Here is an 18,348-nt window from a genome sequence, read left to right on the forward strand (position 1 = left end):
ATTTCCGTGGCTTACGGGAGAAATAGGCAAAACTTGGCTGGCCGATGCGCTCGCTGAAGGCTCGGTTTGCGCTCCTCCTCGGCAGCACCGCCGCCCTCGTCATCCTGGCGGCCCTCGGCGTGCTCGGTTCGATCGCGGCGGCCGAGCGGACCATCGACCGGACGTTGGCAGCGCAGGGGCGCCTCGAACTGCTCGTCGAATTGTCGGGACGCATGACCCAGTACGGCCTCGCCGCCCTGGAGGCCGTGAGCAATCCGGATGCGCAACCCGAGGGCCTGTCCGTCGCCCGCGCCAATGTCGATCACGCCCTCATCGCCGTGGACGAAGCCCTGGGCCGTAGCATCGCGGTGAGCAACGATCCCCTCGACCGGACACAATACGCCGCCCGGTCGCGGCCCCTCGCCCAACTTCGTGCTGCCCGCGCCATCCTCGACCGGCAGGTCGCGCAGGTCTTGCGTCGCTCGGACGATGAGCAGCGTAAGAATGCCATCCGGGGCGCCCTCAACGGCTTCGGCGCCATGACCGGGCAACCGCTCTCGTTTCTCATCGAAGTGGAGCGCCGCTCCATGATCGCCGGCTCGGACGCCGCGCGCGAACTCTCGGCGACCCTGCGGCTCGCCTCCCTCGCGGCCGTGGCGGTGGCCCTCGCCATCCTGTTCGGCCTCTATCGGGGCGTGACCCGCCCGACGCTGGCCCGCATCGCGGCCGTGCGTCAGGCGGCCGGCGCCATCGGACGGGGCGAACTCGACACCCGGCTCTCCGTGGCGACCCGCGACGAGCTCGGCCTGCTGGTCGCCAACTTCAACCGCATGGCCGCCCGCCTCGCCCGTCGCGAAGGGCGCCTCGCCGCCGACCGGGCGGCCCTGGAGGATACCGTGGCGGTCCGAACCACCGATCTGCGCACCGCCAATGAGCGCCTGGAAGCGGTGGACCGGTCGCGCCGTCGCTTCTTCGCCGATGTCAGTCATGAATTGCGCACGCCCCTGACGGTGATCCTGGGGGAATGCGACATCGCCGCCCGTTCGGCGGGACGACCCGGCATCGATCACGCACCGGTCTTCGCCACCATCCGCAAGCGTGCCCTGCGGCTGCAACGCCGGGTCGAGGATCTGCTTCGAGTCGCCCGCTCGGAATCCGGCCAGATCGAACTCGACCGGCGGCCCGTCCTTGCATCGGTGATCCTCACCGACGCCATCGACGGGATGGCCTCCGAGGCGGCCCGCCGCCGCGTGAGCCTCGCCCTCGAACCGATCACGGCCGATGCGACCCTCCTGGCCGATCGGGAATGGCTGCGTCAGGTTCTGGAAAGTCTCGTCGACAACGCTCTCCGGCACGCCCAAGGGCTCACCCGCGTGACCCTGGCGCTCGATGTTTCGTCCGGCGATTCAGCGATCCTCACGGTTACCGATGACGGTCCGGGATTTTCGCGGGCCGGCGAAGCCCTGTTCGAACGTTTCCGCCGCGAGAGCCCCTCGGGCGAGACCGGGTTCGGCATCGGCCTGGCCCTGGCGCGCTGGGTCGTGGAGCGGCATGATGGCACCATCCAGTTGAGGGCAGCCCCATCGGGGCGAGGCGCTCGGGTCGCCCTCGCCTTGCCGGTCTCCGACGGCACAATGACCCCCACCCATTCCATCGAGAAGGAGCCCACCGCATGACACGGGTGTTGATCGTCGAGGATGACAGCGACATCCGCGCCATGCTCGCGCGCGGGCTGGAAGCGGAAGGGTTCTCGGTGGGCGTCGCCGGCTGCGTCGACGATGCCTTGGTGGCGGCGCGCGATTCCGCGCCGGAGGCCGTGGTGCTCGACATCACGCTCCCCGACGGGTCGGGCCACGACGTCTGCCGCTCCCTGCGCGAAGGGGGCTATCCCGGCCCGATCCTGTTCCTCTCCGCCCGCGACGAGGTGCGCGACCGGGTCGAGGGACTGGCCCTCGGTGCCGACGACTACATCGTCAAGCCGTTCGTGTTCGACGAACTCCTCGCCCGCCTGCAGACGCATCTCCTGCGGCGCAAGGAATCCGAGGAGCCGCGCACCATCGTCACCGCCGGGCGCCTCGTCCTCGACCTCAACATCCGTCAGGTCGGATTCGCGGATGCGACCGCGCGTCTCACGCCCCGCGAGGCGGAGTTGCTGGCGCTCCTCATGGACAAGTCCAACCAGCCGGTGTCGCGGGGCGACATCTTCGACAAGCTCTGGGCCGGACAGGGCGGCCTGTCGCTGAATGTGGTCGATGTCTACGTGGGTTACCTGCGCACCAAGTTGTCGGATTTCGTGCGTCTGGGCGGTCCGGTCATCGTCACCGTGCGCGGACGCGGCTTCATGCTCGATCTCAAGGGGCAGGATTTTCGGCACTGAAAACGGGGAGAACGGGGTTTTTCGATGGACGTCAGGACGATCCGGCAATTTAGCGCTTGCCCTGCCGGATAGAATTGTCGATATAGCTCTCGCGACAGAAACCACTGCGCCGTCAGTGTCTTACGATCTTCTTATGATTGGTCGGGACAGTGCCGTACAAAAGAAACTCTGGAGAAACACCATGACCTGGGCTGCCCCCATCGTTTCCGAGATCTGCGTCGGCATGGAAGTCACGAGCTACGAGTCGGCCGAGATCGATACCTTCAACTAACGTTGTTGGGGCGAGCCTGAGGAGCGGGACGGCGTTGGTTCAGCCATGCATGTCGTAATCCTCGGTTCCGCCGCGGGCGGCGGCCTTCCTCAGTGGAATTGCCGCTGCCCGATCTGCTCCCTCGCCCGCGAGGATTCCAGCCGCGTCAGGCCGCGGACCCAGTCGAGCATCGCCGTCTCCCCCGATGGAGAGCGCTGGCTCCTGGTGAATGCCTCCCCCGATATCCGGCAGCAACTGTTCGATACGCCGGCCCTGCATCCGCGCGAAGGGCTGCGGCACTCGCCGATCCATGCGGTTTTGCTCACCAACGGCGATGTCGATCATGTCGCCGGTCTGTTGACCCTGCGCGAAGGCCAGCCCTTCACACTGTACGGCACGTCCGGCATCCTCGATTCCGTCAACGCCAACAGGGTGTTCGATGTGATGGCCGAGGATGTGGTCGCCCGTGAGCCCATCGGCCTCGATGCCACCTTCGAGCCCGTGCCGGGCCTGACCGTCACCCTATTTTCCGTGCCCGGCAAGGTGCCGCTCTGGCTCGAAGGCGAGACCGTCGAACTCGGCGCCGAGACCGAGACCACCGTCGGGGCGATGATTGAAGCGAATGGCCGGCGGATTGCCTATGTCCCCGGTTGCGCCCGAGTGACCGACAAGCTCAAGTCGCAACTCGACGGCGCCGATGTCCTGCTGTTCGACGGGACGGTGCTGTTCGACGACGACATGATTCTCGCCGGTGTCGGGACCAAGACCGGCTGGCGCATGGGGCATGTGCCCATGGCCGGGCAGAACGGCTCCGTTGCCTCCCTCGCCGAGGTCGAGATCGGCCGGCGCATCTTCGTTCACATCAACAACACCAACCCAGTCCTCGTGGAAGGGTCTCCGGAGCGGCTCGCCGTCGAGGCCAAGGGGTGGACCGTCGGGTATGATGGGTTGAGCCTGTCGCTCTGACGCGTCGCCGAAAAGCGATGGGGTGGCAATTTTCTGCCGACCAATTACATAACGCGCAATATAATCGCGTCTGCGGCGTCGCTGGTCTGACACGGTCCTGCGCGCCATCTAGAAGACGCCTTCAGACAAAGCCTCTTCGTCGGACTCGGATCACGCCCCATGACAGCGCCATTCCCCACGCCCGTCACCGATGAGACCCAGCGTCTGCTGAGCCCGGATGAACTCGCGGCGGCGCTGCGCGATATCGGTGCGCGGCGCTATCACAACCTGCATCCGTTCCATCGCTTGCTGCACGACGGCAAGCTCAACAAGGACCAGGTCCGCGCCTGGGCCCTCAACCGCTACTATTATCAGGCGATGATCCCCATCAAGGATGCCGCCGTGCTGGCCCGGATGGAGGATGCGGGCCTGCGCCGGATTTGGCGCCAGCGCATCGTCGATCACGACGGCGACGCCCCCGGTGATGGCGGCATCGAGCGCTGGCTCAAGCTCGCCGAGGGCGTCGGGTTCGCGCGGGACTACGTGGAATCGACGCAAGGCATCCTGTCGGCCACCCGGTTTTCCGTCGATGCCTACGTGCATTTCGTCAAGGAGCGCTCGCTCCTCGAAGCCATCGCCTCGTCGCTGACGGAGATGTTCTCACCGACCATCATCTCCGAGCGCGTCGCCGGGATGCTGAAGAACTACGACTTCATCACCAAGGACACTCTGGCGTATTTCGACAAGCGCATGACCCAGGCGCCGCGTGACGCCGATTTCGCCCTCGACTACGTTCAGAAACACGCCACCACGCCGGAGCTGCAGCGTCAGGCCATGGCGGCCCTGACCTTCAAGTGCAACGTGCTGTGGACCCAACTCGATGCCCTGTACTTCGCGTATGTGGCGCCCGGATTGATCCCGCCCGACGCCTGGACCCCCGGCACCGGCCTCGTGGCCGAGACGGCGACGGCGCAGGCGGCCGGGACCGGCACCCTCGGCCCGCACGACGTGCCGCGCCTGCCCCGTGGCGTGCGCCTGCGCCACGATGCCGTCCGCAATCAGCACGTGCTCCTCGCCCCCGAGCGGACCTTCGACCTCGACGCCAATGCCGTGGCGGTCCTCGAAGTCGTCGACGGCACCCGGAGCGTGCGCGACATCGCCGGGCTGCTCGCGGAGAAATTCACCGCCGACCGCACCGTGATCGAGGCCGACATCCTCGTCATGTTGAACGATCTCGCCACGAAACGGGTTCTGGAGCGATGAACGCCATCACGCCGAATGCCCCCGCCCTGCCGGCGCCCGTCGGTCTCCTGGCCGAACTCACGCATCGCTGCCCCCTGCGTTGCCCGTATTGCTCGAACCCCCTCGAACTCGACCGGCGTTCGGGGGAGCTCGACACGGCGACGTGGCAGCGGGTGCTGACGGAGGCGGCGGCCCTCGGCGTGCTGCATGTCCACCTGTCGGGCGGTGAGCCGACGGCGCGCAACGACATCGTCGAGATCACCCAGACCTGCGCCAAGCTCGGGCTCTATTCGAACCTCATCACCTCGGGCGTCGGTGGGGCGTTGGCCAAGCTCGACGCGCTCTACGACGTCGGTCTCGACCACGTGCAGCTATCGGTGCAGGGCGTCGACGCGGCCAATGCCGAGAAGATCGGGGGGTTGAAGAACGCCCAACCCCAAAAGTTCGCCTTCGCCGAGCGGGTGACGCAACTCGGCCTGCCCCTCACCCTCAACTCGGTGATCCACCGGGGCAACATCCACGAGGTCGAAGGCTTCATCGATCTCGCGGTGACGCTCGGGGCGAAGCGCCTCGAGGTGGCCCACACCCAGTATTACGGCTGGGCCTACGTCAATCGCGCCGCCCTGATGCCGAACAAGGCCGAGGTGGATCGCTCGATCCGTATCGTCGAAGCCGCACGCGAGCGCCTGAAGGGCCAGCTCGTCATCGACCTCGTGGTGCCCGACTATTACGCGAAATACCCCAAGGCCTGCGCCGGCGGATGGGGGCGCAAGCTCATGAACGTCACCCCGGCCGGCAAGGTTCTGCCCTGCCACGCCGCCGAGACCATCAAGCAACTCGAATTCTGGTACGTCACCGACCATTCCCTGGGTGACATCTGGGCCAATTCGCCGGCCTTCACCGCTTATCGCGGCACCGACTGGATGCAGGAGCCCTGCCGCTCCTGCGACCGGCGCGAGAAGGACTGGGGCGGATGCCGCTGTCAGGCCCTTGCCCTCGCGGGTGACGCGGCCGCGACGGACCCGGCCTGCTCGCTCTCGCCCCTGCACGCGAAGGTGCGGGATCTTGCCACGGAGGAAGCGGCCGAGACGCCGCCGGACTACACGTACCGAACCATCGGGAGTAATGTGCAATCCAATGTGCGGTCTCCGCTCAACGAGGAAGCGCCCCTTTGAAGTTCGTTCCCCTTGCCGCCCTGCTCATGCTCGCGGCGTCTCCCGTCCTGGCCGAAGGCACCTCCACCGTGGAGACCCCGGCCATGACCCCCGCCAGCACAAGTGCTCCCAACGCGTCCGACCTGTTGTTCGAGAAGCCGCAGATGAAGAACGTGCCGCCCGGCACGAAGCTCACCTACGCGTATCTGCGTCGCAGCGGCATCTCCAAGGGGCCGTTCGGGCCGCCCATGGACGACACCATCAAGCTCGGGGTCGAGCCCGGCAAGACCGCCGACGGCCGCGATATCCGCGTGGAGATGTTCTCGGGCGCCAACCGGTTTCCCGCCGGCCCGTTCGAGGACATGCCGGGCAACCCGGTGATGACGCTGTTCCTCGAGCATCACCTCATGGACATGGCCCGGGTGCTGTCGGCCAATCCGCGCTACATCAAGAACGCCATCCGCAAGGGGCTTCGCGACAACGCCACGGTGACGCCGACCACCGTGGACTATCAGGGGCAGAAGGTACCCGCCTGGCGCGTCGAGACGCAGCCGTTCGTGGATGACCGGATGAAGGAGCGCATGCGGGGGCTGGAGAACATCCGCTACACCTTCGTGACCTCCGACGCCGTACCCGGCGAATTGGTGTCCATCGAAGCGCAGTCGAAGACCGCCGATGGTGGCGAACTCCTGGAAGAGAAGTTGACCTATGTCCCGAACGCTGGTTGAGCGCGTCGCCCGGTCGGTCCTTCCGGCTGCGATCCTGGCGACGTCCCTGATGGCCGGGCCGGTGAAGGCCGCGGAATCGGAGAACGATTATCCGACGGAAGCGCGGGCCGATTACATCTTCGGCTGCATGGCGGCCAATGGCCAGTCTCGCGAATCCCTGTCGCGCTGCTCGTGCTCCCTCGACGCCCTCGCGTCGATCCTGCCCTACGACCGTTACGTCCAGGCCAGCACCGTGCTGTCCATGCGCCAGGGCATCGGGCAGCGGGCCAACGAGTTCAAATCGACCAAGGTGTTCGACGACAAGGTGGCCGAACTGCGCCGCGCGCAGGCGGAGGCCGAGATCCGCTGCTATCGCGGCGGGGCCTGACCGGCCGGGCCGACGCTCCGGTTGGATCCGGATGGCTGCTCTTGGAAAGGGCGTGGTCTGAGACGGACCACGCCCTTTTGTTTGCCCGATCGCGGCCTCAGCTTTCGCCGCGCGCGACCCGGGCCTCGTATTCGGAAATCTCGATCCTGCCCTCATTCTGAACGCGGGCCTTGTCCTCGTCGGAGATCACGTCGCCGACCATGTCGAGGCGCTTCCACAGGGCGAGGGGGGTCTCCTTGTCGGGCGTCGGCACATACCGGTTCTGCGACACCTTCTGGTACTTGTGGATGTAGCGCGGGCAATTGACCCAGGCCTTCGTCACCTCGATCCGCACGAGATACTTGGCCTCGGTGTACTCGGCCATCAGGGGGTCGTCGCGCAGCATCCGGGCATGGCCCTGGACGCGGACCCGGTGCGGGGTCTCGAAATCGATGAACAGCAGACCGACCTTGGACTGCCCCTCGATGTTGCCCATCGAATACCACATGCCGTTGCCGTCGAAGCCCGGGAACACGAGGGTGGTGGGATCGAGCACCTTCACGAAGCCGGTGCCGCCGCCCTTGTACGAGACGGTGGGCATGCCGTCCGGATCGACGGTGGAGAGGAAGAACATGTCCCGGCTGCCGATGAAGGCTGCCTCGGTCTCTCCGATCCGGTCCTGGACCCAGCCCGTATCCAGGCGCTCCGCCAGCTTGACGGTGTTGTACTCCTCCTGCAGTGCGCGATGGGCGTCGTAGTAGAGCGATGCCATTTCCGTGTCCTCCGGTTTCGGCTGCTCTCACGTGGGCTGCCGTTGCGGGGAGGAATGCCGGGATTTCTTGGAGATCACAACACCGGTGCGCCTCCTTCTCTCCTTTGGGGGAAAGGGTGGCCCGCGCGAAAAAGCCGGCGCCGCTTTCGCGACACCGGCTGTCCCACGACATGCGGCCGAGCGAAGCCCGGCCGCAAAATCCCGAAAAAATCAGTTCTTGGCCTTGTCGACCAGGGCCTTCTCGGAGATCCACGGCATCATGCCGCGCAGCTTGGCGCCGACTTCCTCGATGGGGTGGGCGGCGAGCTTGGCGCGGGTGGCCTTGAACGAGGTCTGACCGACCTTGTTCTCCAGCATCCAGTCGCGGGTGAACTTGCCCGACTGAATGTCGTTGAGGACGCGCTTCATCTCGGCCTTGGTCTCCGGCGTCACGATGCGCGGGCCGGTGACGTACTCGCCGTACTCGGCGGTGTTGGAGATGGAGTAGTTCATGTTGGCGATGCCGCCCTCGTAGATGAGGTCGACGATGAGCTTCACCTCGTGGAGGCACTCGAAATAGGCCATCTCGGGGGCGTAGCCGCCCTCGACCAGGGTCTCGAAGCCGGCCTTGATGAGCTCGACGAGGCCGCCGCAGAGCACGGCCTGCTCACCGAACAGATCGGTCTCGCACTCTTCCTTGAAGGTGGTCTCGATGATGCCGGCGCGACCGCCGCCATTGGCCGAAGCGTAGGAGAGGCCCAGATCGTGGGCGTTGCCGGACGCGTCCTGCGCGATGGCGATGAGGGTCGGCACGCCGCCGCCCTTGAGATACTCGCCGCGCACGGTGTGGCCGGGGCCCTTCGGGGCGACCATGAGCACGTCGAGGTCGGCGCGCGGCTCGATGAGGTTGAAGTGCACGTTGAGGCCGTGGGCGAACAGGAGGGCGGCGCCCTGCTTCATGTTCGGGGCGAGCGACTCCTTGTAGATGTCGCCCTGGAGCTCGTCGGGGGTGAGCATCATGACGACGTCGGCCTGGGCGGCGGCATCGGCGACGTTCATCACCTTGAAGCCCTCGTGCTCGGCCTTCTTGGCGGTGGCGGAGCCCTCGCGCAGGGCGATGACGATGTCCTTCACGCCGGAATCGCGCAGGTTCAGCGCGTGGGCATGGCCCTGGCTGCCGTAGCCAACGATGACGACCTTCTTGCCCTTGATCAGGTTAATGTCGGCGTCGCGATCGTAATAGACCCGCATGGCGGTACCTTCTCTTTTTTTGAACATGAGCGCGCCCCGGCGCCCTCATCTGAAACAGCATCCGCGCGGCCGTGCGATCCGCGCGCTTTTAGCGAGGCGATCCCCTTGACGGAAGGGGAATTGTCGCACGGCCCCGTTCTTTACCCCGCGACGGCCCTTCAGGCCGGCAGTCGCAGTCCCTCGCGGGCGAACACCGCCTGGACGGCGGGACGCTCGGCCATGGCCCGGGCATGGGCCGTCCAGGCGGGGAAACGCTCCGCCATGTCGAAACCGAGGGACGGCCCGCGCCCCCAGGTCCAGAACAGCAGCAGGTAGGGATCGGCAACGCTGTAGCGTTCGCCCAGGGCCCAGCCGCCGTTCGAAAGCTTGACCTCCGTCATGGTGAAGAGGTCGCCGCAGGTCTCGGCGCCCTTCGCCTGGATGCCCGGATAGGCCGCTTCGTCGTTCGTGTAGCGCTCGGCCCGGCGGATATGCGCGTAGGCGATGTGGTGGCCGGTGGACAGCCAGCCGAGCCACTCGTCGACCCGGGCCTGGTCGCGGGGGGCGTCCGGCCACAGGCCCGCTTGCGGGTGCAGGCGCGCGATGTGGCGCAGGATGGCGGTGTTCTCGGTGAGGACCCAATCGCCCTCCACCAGGGCCGGCACCCGGCCACGCTCGTTGACCGCGAGGTATTCCGGCGCGCGCTGGTCGCCCTGCGCGAGGTCGAGCCGGACGGTCTCGAACGGCGCGCCCGTCTCCTCCAGGGCGATGTGGGAGGCGAGCGAGCAGGCGCCGGGGGCGTAGTAGAGGATGGTCATGAGATGTCCTTGCGGCGGGACGCGACGCTACATCGCCTCGGAGCCGCGCCCCATGGCGGCGATGCCCGTGCGCGAGATCTCCACGAGGCCGATCACCGTCATCAGGCCGATGAAGCGGTCGATCTCCTCCGTGGTGCCGGTCACCTCGAACACGAAGGAGTTCAGCGTCGCGTCGAGGGTCTTGGCGCCGAAGGCGGCGGCGAGGGTCAGGGATTCCGTGCGGTGCTCGCCGGTGCCGGCCACCTTCACGAGGCAGAGTTCGCGCTCGAGGGACTGACCCTGGAGCGTCAGATCCACGACCCGGTGCACGGGAACGAGGCGGTCGAGCTGCGCCTTGATTTGCTGGATCACGGCATCCGTGCCCGTGGTCACGATGGTGATACGCGAAATGTGGCGCGCCACCTCCGTCTCGGAGACGGTCAGGCTCTCGATGTTGTAGCCACGGCCCGAGAACAGACCCGAGATGCGGGCGAGCACGCCCGGCTCGTTGTCGACGATGACAGCGAGGGTGTGCCGGTTGATGGGTTCGACCCGGACGGCGTCGGGGTAGTGGGTGTTCATCGCGTTCATGGCTTGCCCCAGTTTCAACTCTTCGATGTCTCTCAACGAAATCCGTTTGCTTGCTTCACAAGACGGATTTCCCACTTTGCTCCGACGCAACCCTCGTCCGGGTCCAAGCTGGACCCGTTCCAAGCCGCGTGATACCGCGCCGCCCATGGACAGTCGCCAACGCACGCTCGCCGCCGTGAGGCCCCACGGTCGGACCGGCGTCGAACTCGGCCCCCTCGACCGGCCCCTCGTGCGCCGCGGCGACGGTGACATTCTCTACGCCGACCATCTTTCGACGGAAGGTCTCGCCCGTAAGTATGCCGGCCACGCCGCCGCCGGTCCGCAGGCGCGGGGCGCCCTCGTGGAGGTCGATCTGGTTCTCGAGACCCAGACCTTGCGCCAAGCCCTCGGGGCCCGGGGTCCCGTGGACTACATCGTCGCCTCGCACGTCATCGAGCATCTGCCCGACGTCATCGGCTGGCTCAAGGACTGCGCCGAGGCCCTGCGCGAGGACGGCCTGCTGTTCCTTGCCGTGCCGGACATGCGCTTCACCTTCGACCGGGGCCGCACCCTCACCACCACCGGAGACCTCGTGGGCGCCCATCTCGCCGGCGCCACCCGTCCGAGCGCGGCCCAGGTCTACGAGCACTTCGCCAAGGCGATGCAGGTCGATGCCGAGGCGGTCTGGGCCGGCCGCGAAACCCGCTTCCCCCTGTTCGCGGGGCATGGACCGGAAGCCGGCCTCGAGCATGCGCGGCGCGTCCACGAGACCGATGGCATGATCGACGTGCATTGCAGTGTCTTCACCCCCGACAGTTTCACGGCCGTCCTCGGCGAGATCATCGCCCTCGGGCTGGTGCCGTTCGCGTTCCGCGAATTGACGCCGACGCCCTTCGGCGAGATCGAGTTCTTCGCCCTGCTGTGCAAATGCGAGGGCGCCACGCCCGCCGAGCGGGCCGCCTCCACGCCCCTACCCGACCGGCGGGCGCCGCGCCCGGCGCGTCCGGGCTGGCGCAGCCGCCTTGCCAGGGTGGGCCGCCTCGGCGACCCGCGTTGAGATCGGCCGAGCCCGAAGGCGCGGCCGATCTCAACCGTCAGACCAGCATCTTGCCCTCTTCCGAGATGATGTCGCCGATCTCCGCCCCGGTCTCGCCGAGGTAGTCGGACAGGATCATCTCGTTGTGGGCCTTGCCCGATGGGATCATCGGGAAGCAGTTCTCTTTCTTGTCGACGATGCAGTCGAAGATCACCGGACCGTCGTAGTCGAGCATCTCCTGGATCGCCGCGTCGAGGTCGGAGGGCTTGTCGCAGCGGATACCCTTGGCGCCGTAGGCCTCCGCGAGCTTCACGAAGTCCGGCAGGCTCTCGGAGTAGCTCTGCGAGTAGCGCGAGCCGTGCAGCAGCTCCTGCCACTGGCGCACCATGCCCATATACTCGTTGTTCAGGATGAAGATCTTGATCGGCAGGCGGTACTGCACCGCCGTCGACATCTCCTGGATGTTCATCAGGATCGAGGCCTCGCCGGCGATGTCGATGACGAGACCGTCCGGATGGGCGAGCTGGGTACCGATGGCGGCGGGCAGGCCGTAGCCCATGGTGCCGAGGCCGCCCGAGGTCATCCAGCGGTTCGGCTCGTCGAACTTGAAGTACTGCGCCGCCCACATCTGGTGCTGACCGACCTCGGTGGTGACGTAGGTCTCACGGCCGGTTTTCTGTTCGAGATTTCGGCAGGCCTCGTAGAGGCGCTGCACGGCGTATTGCGGCTTGATGATCGTGCCCGACGGCCAGTAGGCGAGGCAGTCGCGCGCCTTCCAGGTCCGGATCTTGGCCATCCAGGCGTCGAAGCGCTCCGGATCCGGCCGGGTCGGCAGGGCCTTCCACGCCGCCAGCATGTCCTCCAGCACCGCGCCGCAATCGCCGACGATCCCGACATCGACCTTCACGACCTTGTTGATCGAGGAGGCGTCGATATCGATGTGGATCTTCTTCGAGAACGGCGAGAACGCGTCGAGGCGCCCGGTGATGCGGTCGTCGAAGCGCGCGCCGATACAGACCATGACGTCGCATTCGTGCATGGCGAGGTTGGCTTCGTAGGTGCCGTGCATGCCGAGCATGCCGAGGAAGTTCTCGTCGGATGCCGGGAAGGCGCCCAGCCCCATGAGGGTCGAGGTCACGGGAAAGCCCGTCTCGGCGGCGAGCTCACGCAGCAGCGTCGAGGCGTGGGGGCCGGCGTTGATGACGCCGCCGCCGGTGTAGAGGATCGGCCGGCGCGCGCCCGCCATCAGCTCGACGGCGGCCTTTATCTGCGCTGCGTCACCCTTGAAGGCCGGCTTGTAGGTCTTGTGGCCGTTCCGCGACGGACGCTCGTAGACGCCGCTCGCGAACTGGACGTCCTTCGGCAGGTCGATGACCACGGGGCCGGGCCGGCCGTTCGAGGCGACGTAGAAGGCCTCGTGCAGGATGCGCGGCAGGTCGGCGATGGATTTGACGAGGTAGTTGTGCTTCGTGCAGTGGCGCGTGATGCCGACGGTGTCGCATTCCTGGAACGCGTCCGTGCCGATGAGGTGTGTCGGCACCTGCCCGGTGATGCAGACGAGCGGGATCGAATCGAGCAGGGCGTCGGTGAGCCCGGTGATGATGTTGGTGGCACCCGGCCCCGAGGTGACGAGGACACAGCCGACCTTGCCGGAGGAGCGCGCATAGCCTTCCGCCGCGTGGACGGCGCCCTGCTCGTGGCGCACCAGAACGTGCTTCAGGCTGTCTTGATGGTAGAGCGCGTCGTAGATCGGCAGCACCGCCCCGCCGGGATACCCGAACAGCGTATCGACACCCTGATCCTGAAACGCCCGGATGACCATTTCGGCCCCGGTCATGACCTCGCCGCCCATCGTGTCTGCTCCTCGAACTCTCGTCTGAAACCCGTGTCGGTTCTCGTCGCGGCAACAAAAAAGGGCCCCGAAGGACCCTGCATGCGCCACCATCCGGATCGCGATCCTGCTGTCAGGACCGCCCCGTCGGTGGCGCTTTCGTTACGATGAGGATGACACGCATCGGAAAACCGTCTGACCTGTCCGCTCACCGAAGCTGCGGATCGAAATTGGTGTCGCGTTTGGTAGCCGATCCGATTGCTCGGGTCAACGCGCGATTAGTCTACGGGCACTTCGCCTAGAACCGCTCCGGTTCGCGGATCGGCATCGAACTTCATGCGGCGACCGTCCTTGATCCCCTCCCCGTCCCAATGCCCATCATCGGCTTCGAGCTTGAGGATCTCCGTGTAGCCGGCGCCCTTCAGGGCCTGCTTGGTCTGGGCCGGCGTCAGCCAATCCGCCCCCGGATTGTCCGCCAGGGCGGGACCGGCGCAGAGAATCAGGCCAAGGGCGAGGCGGGCGATCCGTGGCATGCGAGGGGTCCTGTCGTTGCGGGTATGCTCGGTCCGGAACGTATTCGAAGACACCTGCGAAAACACGCGGGCATCCGCTTTCGATAGTTTGCCCGTATGGCGCTCTCCGTTCTATCTGAAAGAAGGCCGCGCGGAAGGGGCCGGAGGCTCAACCCTTCTCCCGAGAAGTGCATCGTTGAAGAAAATTGGGTCGTTGAAGAACTTGCCCGCCACCACGGCCTTCCTCGTCCTCGACGTCGCCGGCGTTCCCTGCGCCTTGGCGCGAGCGGCGGTGAGCGAAGTGCTGCCCCTGCCCGATCTGCATAACCCCCCGGCGGCCGGCGGTCCCCTGGTGGGCTTCCTCGATCTCGGGGGGACGCCGGTGCCCGTGATCGACCTCGCGCGCCTGCTCGGCTTGCCCAAGCGGGAGGGCGCGCAGGCCGACGATCCCTATCGACATCTCGTCCTCGCTGCCGGTGAGGCGATCGCCTTCCTGGTGGACCGGGTCGACGATCTCGTGGTGGTGGCCGAGGCCGAGATCCGGCCCGTGGCCGAGGCGCTAACCCTCAACGGCTGCGTCATGGCCGAGATCGGCCTTCGCGACCGCATGGTCCACGTCCTCGATCCCGCCCGCCTGCTCGGCGCCGAGGAGCGCCAGCGACTGGACGATCTCACCCGCGCCGCCGCCGCACGCCTGGCGGCTTTCGGGCCGCCGACCGCATGAGGCGGCCCGGCCCGGAATCCGATCCGGCCTTTCCCGCCCTCAAGGCGCGGATCATCGCGCGCACCGGCCACCATTATTATGCCGACAAGGACGATCTCCTGTTGGATCGCCTGCGCAAGCGCTACAGGGCCAACGATCTGACGGAGGCCGCCGCCTATCTGGGGCTCCTCGACGATCGCCTCGCGGGTCCCGCCGAATGGGCGGCCCTCGAGGCCGAGATCACCATCGGCGAGACGTTCTTCTTTCGCTACGCCGAGCAATTCGCGGCCCTTCGCGGCACCATCCTGCCCGGTCTCGTCGCGGCCCGGGCGCCCGAGCGCAGCCTGAAGATCTGGAGCGCGGGTTGCTCCACGGGGGCGGAGCCGTATTCCCTCGCCATCCTGCTGCACGAGATTCTCGGAGCCGCCCTGCCCGAATGGCGCGTCGACATCCTCGGGACCGATATCAGCACGGCGGCCCTGGCCACGGCCCGCGCCGGACTCTACGGCCGCTGGGCCATGCGGACCCTGCCGCCGGAAGAGCGCCTGCGCTACTTCGTGCCCGGTCCGATCCGCCCGGGACCGGGCCGGGAGGGCACCTACACCCTGCGTCCCGAATATCGTCGCATGGTGCGGTTCGAGCGCCGCAACCTCATGGACCTCGTCGACGGTTCCGCCGCGCCCCGGACCGACGCGTTCGACCTCATCCTGTGCCGCAACGTCCTGATCTACTTCGAGGCGGAGGTCGTGCTCGGCATCGTGCGGGGGCTCGGCCGGCGCCTGCGGCCGGACGGTTGGTTGCTCGTCGGCCATGCCGAGCCCAACCCGGACTTCGCCCAGACCCTCGATCCCGTGAATCTGCCCGGGACCGTCGCGTACCGCCCCGGCGGCCTCGGCGAGATCGCGGCGGTGCCGAAGCCTGCCGTCACCGCCCCGTGGCAGCCCGCCCTCCCGTGGATCGAGGCGGAAGGCGCCGATCCCGACGGCGCGCACGAAGCGCCCTCCCCCGATATCGCCCCCGTCGTGGAGGAACGTGCCGTGTCGAGGGATCCGACCGCGCCCTCTTGGGACGAGGCCGTAACGCACGATACGCCGGGCGACGCACTCGCCGAGATCCGCGCCTTGAGCGATTCTGGTGAGACCGCCGAGGCTTGGCGCCGGGTGCGCGCGGCCCTGCGGACCGCTCCCATGGAGGCGGCCCTGCACTACTACGAAGGTCTCCTCGCCCGTACCCTCGGGCGCGACGCGGAGGCCGAAGCGGCCCTGCGCCGCACCCTCTATCTCGACCCCGGTTTCGTCATGGCCCATCACCAGCTCGGCCTCCTCCTCCTCGCCGTGTCGCGACCGGAGGAGGGCCGCCGTTTCCTCGACAATGCCGTCCGCCTCGGGCAAGCCCTGCCCGCCGAAGCCTGCCTCGCCGAGGCCGACGGCCTCGGACCGCGGGAACTGGCGCAGAGCGCGGCGCTGATTCGGTCCGCCGCCGACGGGGCCGCGCGATGAACCCGGCCGCCGAGACCCTCCGCCGGCAGGCCCTGCGGCGGGCCAGGACGCGCGCCCTGGCCGAGCGGGTCAGGACGGTCGAGCGCGAGACGCCCTCGTCCTCGTTCCTGATCTGCACCTGCGGCGGCGATCGCTACGGCCTGCCCCTCTCGCAGGTGGCTCAGGTGATCTCCGCGCGTCCCATCACCTCCGTTCCGGGAGCTCCGGCTGCGATCCTCGGGGCCATCGCGCTCTCGGGCCGCGTGCTGAGCGTGCTCGCCCTGGCGCGCGCCCTCGGGCGCGGCGGCGCCGTGATCCCGGAGGGCGGGCACCTCGTGATCCTGCGCGCTGCCGCCCTGGCCCTGGCGGTCGACCGGGTGGAGGGGGTCCTCGCCGTGGCGGATGCCGATCCGGCGGACCGTGCCTCCCCCGAGGGGCTCGTCGATCCGGCCACCGCCGGTTTGAGCAACGAGACGGTTTCGGGCTATGCCCCGGCGGGAGCGGTCGCGAGTCGGGAATCCAAGCGGGAACCGAGCCAGCAATCCGGTTTCGTCGTCGTCGATCTGCCGCGTCTCCTGCGGCGCTACCTGTCCTGACGCCGTCCGCCGCGACGGCGTTCGTTTCCCGGAGCCTTGAGCCAGCCTGTGTCGATCTCCATCGGAAAGCGCATCCTCCTCGGCTTCGTCGCCATCACGGTGGTGGTCCTCGCCCTCGGACTCTACGCCCTCGACCAGATCGGCGCCGTGCGCGAGAACATGAACACCATCGTCAAGCGAGACCTGACGGTGGCGCGGCAACTCGACGATCTCGGCAACAAGACGCGGGACATGGGCCTGCTGCGGCGCAATGCCGTGATGGCGGCGCTCATGCGAAACCGTCCGACTTCCGAGGTCTCCCAGATCGTGGACAACTGGCGGCGTGTCGCCCAGGAGGCCGAGGCGCTCTTCGGCGAGATCGTCCGGACCGCCGGGACTTACGCCGCCACGGCACCGTCGCCGATGCGGGCGGCGGCGTGGCGGAAGCTCGGCGATACCGCCGCCGGGGCGGCCAACGATTTCAGGCAATTGCGGGCCGTGAGCGAGCCGCAATTCGCCGCCGTCGCATCCCGGGATGCCGAGGCCATCGAGGCACAGAACGACACGATCAACCGGATGCAGGATATCCTCCTCGCCGATATCGATCGGACGCGCGAGGCGTTGGACGAGGGCATCGCCGCCGGCCAGCAACGCTCGGCCGACATCTACGATCGCAGCCTCTGGTCGGTGATCCTGACGCTCGCCGCCAGCGTGCTCCTCAGCATCATCGTGACGGGGCTGATCCGGCGGGGCGTGGTCAAGCCCTTGGAAGAGGTGATGCAATTCGCCGAGCGCGTCGGCGGCGGCGACCTGTCGGGCACCCTCGAGGCGAAGGGCAACGACGAGATCGCCCGCCTCGGGCGGACCCTCAACGGCATGGTCTCGGGCCTCGCCGATCTCGCCCGGACCAACCGGGCCGCGACGGCGGACCTCAACGCGGCGGCGGCGGAGATCCGGGCCTCCGCCCAGGAGCAGGCGGCCTCCGTCGAGGAGCAGTTTGCCGCCGTGCAGGAAACGGCCGCCACGGTGGACGAGATCACCCATTCGGGCGCGCAGATCGGCAAGCGGGCCGGCGAGGTGATCGCCACGGCGCAATCCACGGCCCAGACCTCGCGGGCGGGCCTGCGCGCCGTCGCCGACACGGCGCGGGCCATGGAGGCGATCCGCGAGCAGGCGGAGGCGGTGGCGGGCAACATCGTCGCCCTGTCCGAGAAGACCCAGGCCATCGGCGACATCATCACCACCGTCAACGACATCTCGGAGCGCACGCATCTCCTGGCGCTGAACGCCGCCATCGAGGCGGCGGCGGCCGGCGAGAGTGGCCGGAGCTTCGCCGTCGTGGCCTCGGAGATGAAGCTGCTCGCCGATCAGGCCAAGGCGGCGACGGGGCAGGTCCGCACGATTCTCGGCGAGATCCAGCGCGGCATCAACACCTCCGTGATGCTGACGGAAGAGGCGGTGAAGCGCGCCGCCGCCGGCAAGACCCGCTCGGACACGACGCAGCGGACCATCGAGGAGATCACCGCCAAGGTCGATGAGAGCGTCCAGACCTTCCAGCAGATCGTGGCCTCGACGAATCAGCAGCAGCTCGGCATCGAGCAGGTGATGGGCGCCCTCCAGAACATCCGCCAGGCGAGCCAGCAGACGGCCGCCGGCACCCGCGAGGTCGAGGCGGCCTCTGCCAATCTCACGGAACTCGCCCAAGCCCTCATGACCCTGGCCGAGCGCTACCGGCACTGACACCTTCCGCCCGCGCGGCCACGATCTCACCCCGTGCGGGGATCGTGGCCGACGAAGGACTCCACCCGGGTTCCGAGCTTGCGGGAACCGGCCTGAGGCAGACC

The 18,348-nt window shown here is 67.6% G+C and carries 19 protein-coding genes; 13 read left to right on the plus strand and 6 right to left on the minus strand.

Features of this window, described 5'->3' with window-relative positions:
• The first annotated feature begins 44 nt into the window (after positions 1-44).
• The 8 genes from BM249_RS08825 (at position 45) to BM249_RS08860 (ending at position 7,042) form a co-directional block, all read left to right on the plus strand.
• Entirely contained in the window at positions 45-1,655 is a 1,611-nt protein-coding gene (locus BM249_RS08825) for a sensor histidine kinase (RefSeq protein WP_091970979.1), read from the plus strand.
• On the plus strand, positions 1,652-2,356 hold the full coding sequence (locus BM249_RS08830; protein ID WP_091970981.1) for a response regulator transcription factor: 705 nt from the start codon (positions 1,652-1,654) through the stop codon (positions 2,354-2,356). The genes BM249_RS08825 and BM249_RS08830 overlap by 4 nt, the downstream gene beginning before the upstream one ends.
• 181 nt (positions 2,357-2,537) lie before the next feature.
• Positions 2,538-2,627: a pyrroloquinoline quinone precursor peptide PqqA gene (pqqA, locus tag BM249_RS08835; RefSeq protein ID WP_055889187.1), complete on the plus strand. Its 90-nt coding sequence runs from the start codon at positions 2,538-2,540 to the stop codon at positions 2,625-2,627.
• A 45-nt stretch (positions 2,628-2,672) separates the two neighbouring features.
• Positions 2,673-3,572: a pyrroloquinoline quinone biosynthesis protein PqqB gene (pqqB, locus tag BM249_RS08840; protein ID WP_091970983.1), complete on the plus strand. Its 900-nt coding sequence runs from the start codon at positions 2,673-2,675 to the stop codon at positions 3,570-3,572.
• Positions 3,573-3,731: 159 nt separating this feature from the next.
• Complete coding sequence (gene pqqC / locus BM249_RS08845) at positions 3,732-4,814, plus strand: pyrroloquinoline-quinone synthase PqqC (RefSeq protein ID WP_091970985.1); 1,083 nt, start codon at positions 3,732-3,734, stop codon at positions 4,812-4,814.
• Positions 4,811-5,968: a pyrroloquinoline quinone biosynthesis protein PqqE gene (pqqE, locus tag BM249_RS08850; RefSeq protein WP_091970987.1), complete on the plus strand. Its 1,158-nt coding sequence runs from the start codon at positions 4,811-4,813 to the stop codon at positions 5,966-5,968. The genes pqqC and pqqE overlap by 4 nt, the downstream gene beginning before the upstream one ends.
• 26 nt (positions 5,969-5,994) lie before the next feature.
• On the plus strand, positions 5,995-6,675 hold the full coding sequence (locus tag BM249_RS08855) for a hypothetical protein (RefSeq protein WP_091971257.1): 681 nt from the start codon (positions 5,995-5,997) through the stop codon (positions 6,673-6,675).
• The gene (locus tag BM249_RS08860) at positions 6,656-7,042 is read left to right on the plus strand and encodes a hypothetical protein (protein ID WP_091970989.1); all 387 of its coding nucleotides are present in this window, start codon (positions 6,656-6,658) and stop codon (positions 7,040-7,042) included. Before BM249_RS08855 ends, BM249_RS08860 begins: the two co-directional genes overlap by 20 nt.
• 97 nt (positions 7,043-7,139) lie before the next feature.
• On the opposite strand, the gene BM249_RS08865 is transcribed toward BM249_RS08860, so the two are convergent.
• The 4 genes from BM249_RS08865 to ilvN form a co-directional block, all read right to left on the minus strand.
• On the minus strand, positions 7,140-7,793 hold the full coding sequence (locus tag BM249_RS08865; RefSeq protein ID WP_091970991.1) for a pyridoxamine 5'-phosphate oxidase family protein: 654 nt from the start codon (positions 7,791-7,793) through the stop codon (positions 7,140-7,142).
• Between the two features lie 210 nt (positions 7,794-8,003).
• The gene (gene ilvC, locus BM249_RS08870) at positions 8,004-9,023 is read right to left on the minus strand and encodes a ketol-acid reductoisomerase (RefSeq protein ID WP_091970992.1); all 1,020 of its coding nucleotides are present in this window, start codon (positions 9,021-9,023) and stop codon (positions 8,004-8,006) included.
• Positions 9,024-9,181: 158 nt separating this feature from the next.
• Entirely contained in the window at positions 9,182-9,820 is a 639-nt protein-coding gene (locus BM249_RS08875) for a glutathione S-transferase family protein (RefSeq protein WP_091970994.1), read from the minus strand.
• A gap of 27 nt (positions 9,821-9,847) precedes the next feature.
• Complete coding sequence (ilvN, locus tag BM249_RS08880) at positions 9,848-10,390, minus strand: acetolactate synthase small subunit (RefSeq protein WP_091970996.1); 543 nt, start codon at positions 10,388-10,390, stop codon at positions 9,848-9,850.
• Positions 10,391-10,535: 145 nt separating this feature from the next.
• Between ilvN and BM249_RS08885 the strand changes: the two genes are divergently transcribed.
• Complete coding sequence (locus tag BM249_RS08885; RefSeq protein WP_091970998.1) at positions 10,536-11,426, plus strand: class I SAM-dependent methyltransferase; 891 nt, start codon at positions 10,536-10,538, stop codon at positions 11,424-11,426.
• A gap of 37 nt (positions 11,427-11,463) precedes the next feature.
• Here the strand turns inward: BM249_RS08885 and BM249_RS08890 are convergent, their stop codons facing one another.
• On the minus strand, positions 11,464-13,257 hold the full coding sequence (locus tag BM249_RS08890; protein WP_091970999.1) for an acetolactate synthase 3 large subunit: 1,794 nt from the start codon (positions 13,255-13,257) through the stop codon (positions 11,464-11,466).
• Between the two features lie 257 nt (positions 13,258-13,514).
• Entirely contained in the window at positions 13,515-13,769 is a 255-nt protein-coding gene (locus BM249_RS08895) for a PepSY domain-containing protein (RefSeq protein ID WP_091971001.1), read from the minus strand.
• A gap of 193 nt (positions 13,770-13,962) precedes the next feature.
• Here BM249_RS08895 and BM249_RS08900 point away from each other — a divergent pair, with 193 nt between their 5' ends.
• Genes BM249_RS08900 through BM249_RS08915 form a run of 4 tightly spaced genes read left to right on the plus strand, consistent with a single transcriptional unit; the run spans position 13,963 to position 18,244 of the window.
• The gene (locus BM249_RS08900) at positions 13,963-14,472 is read left to right on the plus strand and encodes a chemotaxis protein CheW (protein ID WP_342029851.1); all 510 of its coding nucleotides are present in this window, start codon (positions 13,963-13,965) and stop codon (positions 14,470-14,472) included.
• Positions 14,469-15,950 carry a CheR family methyltransferase gene (locus tag BM249_RS08905; protein WP_091971006.1) on the plus strand — a complete coding sequence of 494 codons (1,482 nt, stop codon included), beginning with the start codon at positions 14,469-14,471 and terminating at the stop codon, positions 15,948-15,950. The genes BM249_RS08900 and BM249_RS08905 overlap by 4 nt, the downstream gene beginning before the upstream one ends.
• Positions 15,947-16,525 (plus strand): chemotaxis protein CheW, encoded by a 579-nt coding sequence (locus tag BM249_RS08910; protein ID WP_091971008.1) that lies wholly within the window; start codon positions 15,947-15,949, stop codon positions 16,523-16,525. Before BM249_RS08905 ends, BM249_RS08910 begins: the two co-directional genes overlap by 4 nt.
• A 48-nt stretch (positions 16,526-16,573) precedes the next feature.
• Complete coding sequence (locus BM249_RS08915) at positions 16,574-18,244, plus strand: methyl-accepting chemotaxis protein (protein WP_091971010.1); 1,671 nt, start codon at positions 16,574-16,576, stop codon at positions 18,242-18,244.
• Positions 18,245-18,348 lie beyond the last annotated feature (104 nt).

Source organism: Methylobacterium gossipiicola (assembly GCF_900113485.1).
In the GTDB taxonomy this organism is placed as follows: domain Bacteria; phylum Pseudomonadota; class Alphaproteobacteria; order Rhizobiales; family Beijerinckiaceae; genus Methylobacterium; species Methylobacterium gossipiicola.